Origin of the sequence: Pseudomonas sp. LJDD11 (assembly GCF_024584215.1) — a bacterium.
In the GTDB taxonomy this organism is placed as follows: Bacteria; Pseudomonadota; Gammaproteobacteria; order Pseudomonadales; family Pseudomonadaceae; genus Aquipseudomonas.
Genome location: NZ_JANJFL010000034.1, coordinates 41883 through 52160, shown reverse-complemented (window position 1 = coordinate 52160; position 10278 = coordinate 41883). Strand labels below are relative to the sequence as shown.

Annotated in this window: 11 protein-coding genes; 3 read left to right on the top strand and 8 right to left on the bottom strand. The window is 59.7% G+C overall.

What is annotated here, in order from left to right; all coding sequences use genetic code 11:
* Positions 1 to 92, bottom strand: a 92-nt coding sequence (locus NRB16_RS26540; protein WP_257107327.1) for a hypothetical protein, incomplete at its 3' end; no start/stop codon positions are given.
* Between the two features lie 154 nt (positions 93 to 246).
* Between NRB16_RS26540 and rpiA the strand changes: the two genes are divergently transcribed.
* Positions 247 to 918 carry a ribose-5-phosphate isomerase RpiA gene (gene rpiA / locus NRB16_RS26535; protein ID WP_045485837.1) on the top strand — a complete coding sequence of 224 codons (672 nt, stop codon included), beginning with the start codon at positions 247 to 249 and terminating at the stop codon, positions 916 to 918.
* Positions 919 to 996: 78 nt separating this feature from the next.
* Here the strand turns inward: rpiA and NRB16_RS26530 are convergent, their stop codons facing one another.
* The 4 genes from NRB16_RS26530 to NRB16_RS26515 all read right to left on the bottom strand — a co-directional run bounded on the left by NRB16_RS26530 (position 997) and on the right by NRB16_RS26515 (position 5347).
* Positions 997 to 1902, bottom strand: coding sequence for an SdiA-regulated domain-containing protein (locus NRB16_RS26530; protein WP_045485835.1), 906 nt, complete (start codon positions 1900 to 1902; stop codon positions 997 to 999).
* 97 nt (positions 1903 to 1999) lie between these two features.
* Positions 2000 to 2932, bottom strand: coding sequence for an SdiA-regulated domain-containing protein (locus tag NRB16_RS26525; protein WP_257107326.1), 933 nt, complete (start codon positions 2930 to 2932; stop codon positions 2000 to 2002).
* 334 nt (positions 2933 to 3266) lie between these two features.
* Positions 3267 to 3932, bottom strand: coding sequence for a fumarylacetoacetate hydrolase family protein (locus NRB16_RS26520; RefSeq protein ID WP_045485830.1), 666 nt, complete (start codon positions 3930 to 3932; stop codon positions 3267 to 3269).
* Between the two features lie 20 nt (positions 3933 to 3952).
* On the bottom strand, positions 3953 to 5347 hold the full coding sequence (locus NRB16_RS26515) for an FAD-binding oxidoreductase (protein ID WP_257107325.1): 1395 nt from the start codon (positions 5345 to 5347) through the stop codon (positions 3953 to 3955).
* A 198-nt stretch (positions 5348 to 5545) separates the two neighbouring features.
* Between NRB16_RS26515 and serA the strand changes: the two genes are divergently transcribed.
* Positions 5546 to 6775 carry a phosphoglycerate dehydrogenase gene (serA, locus tag NRB16_RS26510; protein ID WP_045485823.1) on the top strand — a complete coding sequence of 410 codons (1230 nt, stop codon included), beginning with the start codon at positions 5546 to 5548 and terminating at the stop codon, positions 6773 to 6775.
* 135 nt (positions 6776 to 6910) lie between these two features.
* A complete protein-coding gene (locus tag NRB16_RS26505) occupies positions 6911 to 7420 on the top strand; it encodes a GNAT family N-acetyltransferase (protein WP_052483378.1) in 510 nt (169 codons plus the stop codon).
* A 108-nt stretch (positions 7421 to 7528) separates the two neighbouring features.
* Here the strand turns inward: NRB16_RS26505 and NRB16_RS26500 are convergent, their stop codons facing one another.
* The 3 genes from NRB16_RS26500 to cysT are packed head-to-tail and all read right to left on the bottom strand — an operon-like array spanning position 7529 to position 10229.
* Positions 7529 to 8518 (bottom strand): sulfate/molybdate ABC transporter ATP-binding protein, encoded by a 990-nt coding sequence (locus tag NRB16_RS26500; protein ID WP_045485820.1) that lies wholly within the window; start codon positions 8516 to 8518, stop codon positions 7529 to 7531.
* A 3-nt stretch (positions 8519 to 8521) separates the two neighbouring features.
* The gene (cysW, locus tag NRB16_RS26495; RefSeq protein WP_045485817.1) at positions 8522 to 9394 is read right to left on the bottom strand and encodes a sulfate ABC transporter permease subunit CysW; all 873 of its coding nucleotides are present in this window, start codon (positions 9392 to 9394) and stop codon (positions 8522 to 8524) included.
* Positions 9395 to 9407: 13 nt separating this feature from the next.
* Positions 9408 to 10229, bottom strand: a complete 822-nt coding sequence (cysT, locus tag NRB16_RS26490) for a sulfate ABC transporter permease subunit CysT (RefSeq protein WP_045485814.1) — start codon at positions 10227 to 10229, stop codon at positions 9408 to 9410.
* Positions 10230 to 10278 lie beyond the last annotated feature (49 nt).

The following is a 10278-nucleotide window of genomic DNA, read 5'->3' as shown; positions in this document are numbered from 1 at the left end:
TCAGACAGCTGGCGAGCCCCCTGCAGCGGGGTTTCGATGGCCACGTCGTAGACGCGGGAGGTGAGGATCTTCTTGACGTAGTGTTCAAGCATCGCGGCGACATCACAGACCAAAGTGGCAAGGTCGTGGAGTTTAACCCCTGCTCCCGACGCACGACCATACGAATGACAGGGCTTTACCATGCGGCCATCGTTATAATGGCAGCCCTTTTGACACTTTTTCCAAATTCGGCACCGTGGAGCCCGCATGACCCAGGATCAACTCAAACAGGCCGTCGCCCAGGCCGCCGTCGATTTCATCCTTCCCAAAATCGACAAGAAGAGCATCATCGGTGTCGGCACCGGCTCCACCGCCAACTGCTTTATCGATGCCTTGGCCAAACACAAAGTCGCCTTCGACGGCGCTGTCGCCAGCTCCGAGGCCACCGCCGCACGCTTGAAAGGCCACGGCATTCCGGTCTATGAACTCAATACCGTCAGCGACCTTGAGTTTTACATCGACGGCGCCGATGAAAGCGACGAGCACCTGAACCTGATCAAAGGTGGCGGCGCCGCCCTGACCCGCGAGAAGATCGTTGCCGCCGTGGCCAAGACCTTCATCTGTATTGCCGATGGCAGCAAGCTGGTCCCTGTGCTGGGCGCGTTCCCACTGCCAGTCGAAGTCATCCCCATGGCCCGCAGCCACGTGGCCCGTGAACTGGTCAAGCTGGGCGGCGACCCGGTGTACCGTGAAGGCGTGCTGACCGACAACGGCAACATCATCCTCGACGTGCATAACCTGAGCATCACCAACCCGGTAGAACTCGAAAGCCAGATCAACGCCATTGTCGGCGTGGTCACCAACGGCCTGTTCGCCGCCCGCCCGGCCGACCTGTTGCTGCTCGGGACTGCCGAAGGTGTCAAAAGCCTGAGCCGCTGACAGGATGCTCGCAGGGGTTAAAGCGCCTGCGAGCCTCAACGCGTTTTGGCAGTTTCATAGGCCGCACAACGCGCTCGTTTAAGGTTTACGAAACACATAAAACAGATTCGGCTCACTGACCAGGTACAGCGTGCCCGCATCATCCATGGCGATGCCCTCAGCCTGTGGCACGGTCTTGCTCAGGCCCATCTGGCCTTTTTTCAGCGAGCTGCTGCCCACCGGGCGGCCTTCGATGTCCAGTTCCAGGATCTGTCGCGACTCATCTGACAGCGCCAGCAGGTGGCCGCTGCGCTCATCGAACTGCAGGCTGGACAGATCACGGACGAAGATTCCGGCATCGCGCTGGCGGTTGGAGATCACTTCCAGGGACGTCGGCGTGTCGGGCTGCAGCTTGGGAAAGCCGCGTACTTCGATGATCTGCACCGGGTCGCGCTCTTTGGCGACAAACAGGCGCTGGCCCTTGGTGTCGTAAGCCAGCCCCTCAAAGCCTTTGTTATTACCGGCATTGAAGTCCAGGGTCAGGGTTTCGGCCTGAGTCGCGTCAAGGCTGCGGGTGTCGTCATTGACCTGCACCTGGATCAGCCGCTGGCGGCGCTCGTCACTGATGACATAGACCCCCGGACGGATATATTCGACTGCTTCGGCATCACCAAACCCATCCAGATGAATGCGCCGAACAATCCGGCCATCGAGGCTCAACTCGACCAGCTCGCTGTTCTGGTTGGTCACGGTAAACAGGGTCTTACGGTCAGGATCGTAGCTCAGTGCCGAGACATCATCTTCCAGGCCCTCGATGACCTTGCCTTCAATCACCACCCGATACTCGCTCAGGCCAATGGCAGCGGTCGATTCCGATTGCCAGAACAGATTCCAGTTGAAGGTCGCACGCTCGACCAGACGAAACTCACGATTGGCCAGAAATGCCAGGGCAGCCAACAGCAATACAACGACAATCAACAGTTGCAGACGGATGAAACGACGCATTGCGATGACTCTTGAACAGGAGGGAGGGCATTAGAACACGGCAATCTGAAGCCATCCTTAATGACAGCAGATTGCCATACAGACCTCGAGAGGAAAGTTACTTGTTGCTGAAGGAATAGAACAGGTTCGGCTCACTGACCATATACACCGTGCCCTGTTCGTCGATCGCGACGCCTTCGGCACGAGGAATGGTGTCTTTCAGACCGTTCACGCCACCCAGCAGGCTCATGAAGCTGACCTGCCGACCCTGCTCGTCCAGCTCCAGCAGCAGGTGCGAGTCGGCAGACAGCACCAGAACGTGACCGGTGCGTGGGTCGACGCTCAGTGCCGAGAGGTTGCGCACGTCGAGGTCGTACTGCTCAAGACGCTGTTTTTCACCGGCCAGCAGCGCACTGCCATCGCTTTTCCAGCTGAACATTGCCGCCGGGCGCTCTTGGCCGAGCAGCAGTTGCTGGCGCTTCGCGTCCCAGATCACGCCCTCGAAGCCCTTGTTCTTCTTCTCGGTATGGCCAAGGTCATATTTGACCGCATCGACCAGACGCAGGCGCGTGGTATCCGCATCGACCTTGATGATGCTCAGCAACTGTTGGCGCTCGTCGGTAATCGCCACCAGACCATTGCCCAGGACTGTCAGCCCTTCCGGGTTGCTCCAGCCTTCCATGGGGATTTTGCGCAGCACGTCGCCCTTGAGGCTCAGTTCGACCAGAAACGGATTCTTGCCCATCACCGCGAACAACGTTCGCGTGACCGGGTTGTAGGTCAGGTCGCTGGCCTCATCATCAGCCATGCCTGGCAGCACCTTGGCATCGATGGCGACCTTGTAGTCCGGCAACCAGACGCTGGCATTGCGCTCGTCCTTGCTCTGCAGCGCTTCCTGCACCAGCAGCACGGCGCGGTCATCCCAATGCATGGCGTAGGCAACACCGTAGGCAATGGCCAATGCCAGCAGCACGCCGCTATACCACCGCGACCAGAAACGACGCGGCGAGGCAGCAGGTACTCTAGACAACGAAGACGACGGAATGGCCATTGAGGGCTCCTGATCGGGACGGGGTAACGCGTGACTCGGCACCCCGATCCTTGGACACCTCTAAAAACTGCCTGCTGGCTGGACGCCTGCGGCGCTAAGCGCGCCACCGCTGCGTTAAAAACAGGCTCGGCATGCTCATTTACAACTCGTAAACACCGCCGCCCCGCCTGTTTCTGCCTTGCGCTGACTGCCTCGCCTACGTTTTTAGAGGTGCCCCTTGGGGTCGAAAGGATTATCCAGATCAGTTGTGAAAAAAACGCGAACAATAACCGCGCAGCGTTGTCGTGACACAAAAAACCGCCCGAAGGCGGGTTCATTTTATGTAGCAGCCGATTTAGCGCACGGTGCTTTCGTAACGAGCCTGGCCGTCCAGCTCCAGTACAATCTGGTCGCCGGCCTGGAATGGACCCACACCCGCCGGGGTGCCGGTCATGATGATGTCACCGGCCTGCAGCGAGAAGTTGGCCGCCATGTGCTGGATCATCGGCACGATCGGGTTGAGCATCAGGCTGCTGTTGCCGTCCTGTACAACCTTGCCGTTGAGGGTCAGGCGAATGCCGATGTCCGTGAGGTCCGGGAAGGTCTCGGCAGGCACGAACGGCGCGATCACTGCTGCGCCATCGAAGCATTTGGCCAGCTCCCACGGCAGGCCTTTCTCGCGCAGCCGCGACTGCACGTCACGCAGGGTCAGGTCCAGGCCGGGGGCGAAGCCGCTGATGGCGTCGAGCACTTCTTCGGTCGATGGGTTCTTGCTCAGCGGCTTGCCCAGCAGCACGACGATCTCAGCCTCGTAATGGACGCTGCCACGGTCAGCCGGGATGCTGAAACTGTCTTCCAGCGGTACCACACTGCTGCCAGGCTTCATGAAAATCAGGGGCTCGGTGGGGACCGGGTTGCCCAGCTCCTTGGCGTGCTCGGCGTAGTTGCGGCCGATGCAGACCACTTTGCCCAACGGAAAGTGGATATTCGTTCCATCGACGTATTTGTGCTGGTAGCTCATGGGGTCTCCTGGGGACGCGGTTACAGGGCGAAAATTTTTCCGGGGTTCATGATGCCGTTGGGGTCAAACACCGCCTTTACAGCTTTCATGTATTCGATTTCGGCAGGCGAACGACTGTACGCCAGATAGTCGCGTTTGGTCATCCCCACGCCGTGCTCGGCAGAAATCGAGCCGTTGTACTTCTGCACGGTTTCGAACACCCAGGTATTGACCTTGGCGCAGGTGTCGAAAAACAGCTGATTGTCCATCTGCTCGGGCTTGAGGATATTCAGGTGCAGATTGCCGTCGCCAATGTGGCCGTACCACAGCACTTCAAAGTCGGGGTAGTGTTCGGCGACGATGGCATCGATCTGGGCCAGGAAAGCCGGGACTTTCGAGACCGTGACCGAGATGTCGTTCTTGTACGGAGTGAAATGCGAGATGGTTTCGGAGATGTACTCGCGTAGCTTCCACAGATTACGCAGTTGCTGTTCGCTCTGGCTCATGACCCCGTCCAGGACCCAGCCTTGCTCGACACAATGCTCGAAGGTTGCCAGGGCCTCATTGGCCAAGTCTTCGGTGGTGGCTTCGAACTCCAGCAGGGCGTAGAACGGGCACTGAGTGGCAAACGGCGCAGGTACATCGCCACGGGCCAACACTTTGCTCATCGAGGCGTGGGAAAAGAACTCGAACGCGGTGAGGTCCAGCTTGCCGTGAAAGGCATGCAGCACCGGCATGATCGAGTCGAAATCCGCTGCGCCAAGCACCATGGCGGTGAGGTTCTTCGGCGCACGCTCCAGACGCATGGTGGCTTCGACCACAAAGCCCAGCGTACCTTCGGCGCCGATGAACAGATGACGCAGGTCGTAGCCGGTGGCGTTCTTGAGCAGGTCCTTGTTCAGTTCCAGCAGTTCGCCCTTGCCGGTAACGACCTTCAGGCCCGCCACCCAGTTGCGGGTCATGCCATAGCGAATGACTTTGATGCCACCGGCATTGGTGCCGATGTTGCCGCCGATCTGGCTGGAGCCTGACGAAGCGAAGTCCACTGGATAATACAGGCCGTGCTCGGTGGCCAGATCCTGCAACTGGCGGGTGATCACCCCCGGCTGGCAAACCACGGTGCGATCCGTGCTGTTGACCTCCAGCACCTGATTCATGGCATCGAAGGACACCACCACCTCGCCATTGGCCGCCACCGCCGCCGCTGAAAGCCCGGTGCGCCCGCCCGACGGCACCAGGCCGATACGATGCCGGTTGGCCCAGCCCACGATGGCCTGGACCTGCTCGATGCTCTTGGGCAGGACAATGGCCAACGGTGCCGGCACGAACTGCTTGGTCCAGTCCTTGCCGTAGGTGTTCAGGGAGGCGGTATCGGTAAGGACTTTGGCAGGCGCGACCAAGGCCGCGAGTTCAGGGATCAGGGCCGTCTGGGTCATGACTCAACTCTTGGTGAATTCATGGGCAACCTGAGAACCATTCATGCGCAAGCATGAGGTTTCAGGGGCTGGTTATGCTAGCATACGACGCCAACTTGCCAGTATGCGACGCGCCTGCCAAGGCTCTGACAGCGGTTTGCATGCATGGCTGAAGCTTTTTCAAGTGCCATTTATTTTTCGGGATACAGGTTAACGCAGATGAGCAAGGTTTCCCTCGACAAGAGCAAGATCAAGTTCCTTCTTCTCGAAGGTGTCCATCAATCGGCTGTCGATGTGCTCAAGGCCGCTGGTTATACCAGTATCGAGTATCACACCAAGTCACTGCCCGATGCCGAGCTCAAGGAAAAGATCGCCGATGCCCACTTCATCGGTATTCGCTCGCGCACCCAACTGACCGAAGAAATCTTCGATCACGCGAAGAAACTGGTCGCTGTCGGCTGCTTCTGCATCGGTACCAACCAGGTTGACCTGGACGCGGCCCGCGAGCGCGGTATCGCCGTGTTCAACGCTCCGTACTCCAACACCCGTTCGGTGGCCGAGCTGGTGCTGGCCGAGGCCATTCTGCTGCTGCGCGGCATCCCGGAAAAGAACGCCTCCTGCCACCGTGGCGGCTGGATCAAGAGCGCGGCGAACTCGTTCGAAATCCGTGGCAAGAAACTGGGCATCATCGGCTACGGCTCGATCGGCACCCAGTTGTCGGTTCTGGCAGAAAGCCTGGGCATGCAGGTGTTTTTCTTCGACCCGCTGACCAAACTGCCACTGGGCAACGCCACCCAGGTCACCAGCCTGAACGAATTGCTGGGCCTGGCAGACATCGTTTCCCTGCACGTTCCCGAGCTGCCCTCCACCCAGTGGATGATCGGCGAGAAAGAAATTCGCGCCATGAAAAAAGGCGCGATCCTGATCAACGCCGCGCGCGGTACTGTGGTTGAGCTGGAAGCCCTGGCTGCTGCGATCAAAGACCAGCACCTGATCGGCGCGGCCATCGACGTGTTCCCGGTCGAGCCACGCTCGAACGACGACATTTTCGAAAGCCCGCTGCGCGGCCTGGACAACGTGATCCTGACCCCGCACATCGGTGGCTCGACTGCCGAAGCCCAGGCCAACATCGGCCTGGAAGTCGCCGAGAAGCTGGTCAAGTACAGCGATAACGGTACGTCGGTATCGTCGGTCAACTTCCCTGAAGTCGCCCTGCCGGCCCACCCTGGCAAGCACCGCCTGCTGCACATCCACGAAAACGTGCCTGGCGTGCTGAGCGAGATCAACAAGGTCTTCGCCGAAAACGGCATCAACATCTCCGGCCAGTTCCTGCAGACCAACGAAAAGGTCGGCTACGTGGTCATCGACGTCGACGCCGAATATTCGGACCTTGCCCAGGAAAAACTGCAACAGATCAAAGGCACCATTCGTTGCCGCGTCCTGTTCTAAGCCGCCTGGCGCAATAAAAAAGGAGACCCTCGGGTCTCCTTTTTCGTTTTCGGTGGGACGTGCTTGACCCGACGTACAATGGTGCCTTGGCGCAGCAGCATGGGCTGTCTGCCAGCTCAGTGAAGAGGTACTTGCATGCACCTGCCACCGATCATCCGCAAAGCCCTACCGGCCGACATCCCTGGAATCCTCAGCCTGCAAAAAGCCAATCAGCAGTCCCAAGGCGGTAAGTTGTCGGCCGAGTTGCCGGCTGAGCGCCTTGCAGAAATGCTGAGCGACACAACGCAGATCGTGGCCTGCCGTGGTGAGCAGGTGGTCGGTTTCCTGCTGACCACTTCGCAGGCCATCAATCGCCGATACCCGGTTCCAGTGCTGGAAAAGACCATTGAAGCCTTTGGAGCCATCGAACCGGACACCTATATCTACGGCCCGGTCTGCGTCAGCGCAAGCGAGCGCGGCCAAGGGTTGGCACAACGCCTGTTCCAACGATTGCTAGAACTGGAGCCAGGTCGGCAGGGCGTGTTGTTCATCCGCGATGACAACCCGGCCTCCCTGAGCGCCCATCGCAAGATGGGCATGGCAAGCGTGGCACAGTTCCACTTCAAGGGCGGACTGTTCCACGTATTTGCCTACCGAGCCGCCTAACGTGAACGGGCAGAGCTCGCGAAACAACCAGTGAAGCCAAGCCATCTGTAGTAGATATGCATTGTACTCCCCCGCTCTGCTCGCTCACGAACAGCCTCGGCAGGGCCGTCAGATCGAAGGCACTTTCTGCCAGACCTTGGGCTTGAAGAACAGCACTTCGCCACGCGCCAGGCCCACCAGGCTGTCGTGGTCCTTGACCACTTCGGCTTCGATCAGGTCGCTCTGCCCTTCCACCTTCAGGGTTACCCGGGTCGTGGCGCCCAATGGGCGGATATCCCGGACTTCGGCCGCATGGTGGTCTTCCAGCTCCTGGCGCGACAACGACACTTCATGGGGACGGAACAGCAGGTGTTCGCTGTCACCCACGCTCATGCGGTTTGAATCGCCCAGGAAGTGATAGACGAAGTCGTTGGCCGGGAACTCGTAGACTTCACCGGGCGAGCCGATCTGTTCGATCACGCCCTTGTTCATCACCACGATCCGGTCAGCCACTTCCATGGCTTCTTCCTGGTCGTGGGTCACGAACACCGAAGTCAGGTTGATGTCTTCGTGCAAGCGGGCCAGCCAGCGACGCAGTTCCTTGCGCACCTTGGCATCCAGGGCACCGAACGGTTCGTCGAGCAGCAGTACCTTGGGCTCCACTGCCAGAGCGCGGGCCAGGGCGATTCGCTGACGCTGACCACCGGAGAGTTGCTCCGGGTAGCGGTCGGCCAGCCAGTCCAGTTGCACCATGTTCAGCAGTTCGTGAACCTTGGCCTTGATCTGGGTTTCGTTGGGCCGTTCGTTACGCGGCTTCATGCGCAAGCCGAAAGCGACGTTATCGAACACTGTCATATGGCGAAACAGCGCATAGTGCTGAAAAACAAAACCGACGTTGCGATCACGAACATCATGGCTGGACACGTCCTCGCCATGGAACACGATACTGCCCTGATCCGGGGTTTCCAGACCGGCGATGATCCGCAGCAAAGTGGTCTTGCCGCAGCCGGAAGGGCCGAGCAAGGCCACCAGTTCGCCGCTGTTGATGTCCAGATTGATGCTATCCAGCGCCTTGAAGGCATTGAAGTTCTTGCTGACGTTACGGACTTCGATCGACATGACTTATTCCTCCGCCGCGCTTTGGCGCAGACGGTTAATGCGTGATTCGCTCCACTGCTTGAGCAGCAGGATGAACAGCGCCAGGACCAGCAACAGACTCGCAACCGCGAAGGCCGCGACGTGGTTGTATTCGTTGTAGAGGATCTCGACGTGCAGCGGCAAGGTGTTGGTCACGCCACGGATGTGTCCGGACACCACCGACACCGCACCGAACTCGCCCATGGCCCGCGCGCTACACAGCACCACGCCATAGATCAGCCCCCACTTGATGTTCGGCAGGGTCACATGCCAGAACATCTGCCAGCCGTTGGCACCCAGCAGGCGCGCAGCCTCCTCCTCTTGAGTGCCCTGCTCCTGCATCAGCGGGATCAGTTCACGGGCGACGAAAGGCACGGTGACGAAGATGGTCGCCAGCACGATACCCGGCAGGGCAAACACGATCTGGATATCGTGATCCTGCAGCCAGGGGCCGAAAAAGCCCTGAGCGCCGAACATCAGCACATAGACCAGACCGGCGATGACCGGCGACACCGAGAACGGCAGGTCGATCAGGGTGACCAGGATACTTTTGCCGCGGAACGAGTACTTGCTGACGCACCAGGCCGCCGCCACCCCGAACACCAGGTTCAGTGGCACCGAGATCAGTACCGCGATCAGCGTAAGCTTGAGCGCCGACAGGGCATCAGGCTCGAAGATCGCCGCAAAGAACGTCCCCAGGCCATGCTTGAGGCCTTGGGATACCACGATGACCAGCGGCAGAGCCAGAAACAACAGAAAGACCAGCCAGCCGAGGCCGATCAGGATGCGGCGGGCCACCGGGCTGCCACGACGGGCATCGTTGGCTGCACTGGCGGCGGAAACCGACGAATGAGACATGATGGTTCGCTCCTCAGTTCGGGGTTTCGATACGCCGCTGCAGCAGGTTGATCAGCAGCAGCAGGATGAAGGAAACCACCAGCATCATCACGCCGATGGCGGTGGCGCCGGTGTAGTCGTACTGGTCGAGCTTGACCATGATCAGCAAGGGCAGGATCTCGGTCTTCATTGGCATGTTGCCGGCGATGAAGATCACCGAACCGTACTCGCCCACACCACGGGCAAACGCCAGGGCGAAACCGGTCAGCCAGGCCGGCAGTAACGCCGGCAGCAGTACATGGCGTGCCACTTGCCAAGGGCGGGCACCCAGACAGGCGGCGGCTTCTTCGACTTCACGCGGGATGTCGGCCAGCACCGGCTGTACGGTACGCACCACGAACGGCAGGGTCACGAAGGTCAACGCCAGGGTAATACCCAGCGGCGTATAGGCGATCTTGAATCCCAGGTCAGTGGCGAACTGCCCGACCCAGCCATTGGGTGCATAAAGTGCGGTCAGCGCGATACCGGCGACAGCCGTGGGCAGGGCGAACGGCAAGTCGATCATCGCATCGATGATCTTGCGCCCCGGGAAGGTGTAACGCACCAGCACCCAGGCCAATAGGGTGCCGATCACACCATTGATGACGGCGGCGTAGAACGCCGTACCGAAACTCAGTTTCAGGGCCGCGATCACCCGTGGTGCGGTGATGATGGTCCAGAACTGATCCCAGGTCAGCTGCGCAGCATGAATGAACATCGCCGCCAGCGGTATTAGAACAATCAGACTGAGGTACACCAAGGTGTAGCCCAGCGTCAGCCCGAAGCCGGGTATGACGGGAGATATACGACGCGACATAAGAATCCCTGGTTTTACTGACAGCAAACCCGGGCATTAGCCCGGGCCC

Coding starts and splice junctions, on each gene's coding strand:
- NRB16_RS26500 (WP_045485820.1), bottom strand. CDS start 8,518: ATGTCGATCGAAGTCCGTAACGTCAGCAAGAACTTCAATGCCTTCAAG.
- cysW (WP_045485817.1), bottom strand. CDS start 9,394: ATGTCTCATTCGTCGGTTTCCGCCGCCAGTGCAGCCAACGATGCCCGT.
- NRB16_RS26515 (WP_257107325.1), bottom strand. CDS start 5,347: ATGACCCAGACGGCCCTGATCCCTGAACTCGCGGCCTTGGTCGCGCCT.
- rpiA (WP_045485837.1), top strand. CDS start 247: ATGACCCAGGATCAACTCAAACAGGCCGTCGCCCAGGCCGCCGTCGAT.
- NRB16_RS26525 (WP_257107326.1), bottom strand. CDS start 2,932: ATGGCCATTCCGTCGTCTTCGTTGTCTAGAGTACCTGCTGCCTCGCCG.
- NRB16_RS26530 (WP_045485835.1), bottom strand. CDS start 1,902: ATGCGTCGTTTCATCCGTCTGCAACTGTTGATTGTCGTTGTATTGCTG.
- NRB16_RS26505 (WP_052483378.1), top strand. CDS start 6,911: ATGCACCTGCCACCGATCATCCGCAAAGCCCTACCGGCCGACATCCCT.
- serA (WP_045485823.1), top strand. CDS start 5,546: ATGAGCAAGGTTTCCCTCGACAAGAGCAAGATCAAGTTCCTTCTTCTC.
- cysT (WP_045485814.1), bottom strand. CDS start 10,229: ATGTCGCGTCGTATATCTCCCGTCATACCCGGCTTCGGGCTGACGCTG.
- NRB16_RS26520 (WP_045485830.1), bottom strand. CDS start 3,932: ATGAGCTACCAGCACAAATACGTCGATGGAACGAATATCCACTTTCCG.